Source organism: Desulfocurvus sp. DL1XJH-121 (assembly GCF_054819825.1).
The window spans coordinates 1-266 of sequence record NZ_JBTVWW010000110.1 but is presented as its reverse complement, the minus strand read 5'-3'; the positions used below and the strand labels follow the sequence as shown (position 1 = coordinate 266).

The 266-nt window shown below is 59.0% G+C and carries 1 pseudogene; it reads left to right on the top strand.

Going from position 1 to position 266, the window contains the following annotated elements:
* Window positions 1–266: pseudogene (narH, locus tag ACYYG1_RS17515) on the top strand (nitrate reductase subunit beta); the annotation flags it as partial.

Here is a 266-nt window from a genome sequence, read left to right as displayed (position 1 = left end):
AAATCTTCGCCAACCCGGACGTGCCGGCGCTGGACGACTACTACGAGCCGTTCGATTACGACTACCAGCATCTGCACACCGCCAAACAGGGCAAACACCAGCCGGTGGCGCGCCCGCGCTCGGTGATCACCGGCCAGCGCATGAACAAGATCGAAAGCGGCCCGAACTGGGAAGAGATCCTCGGCGGGGAATTTGAAAAGCGCTCGCAGGACAAGAACTTCGATAACCTGCAGAAGGCGATGTACGGCCAGTTCGAAAACACCTTC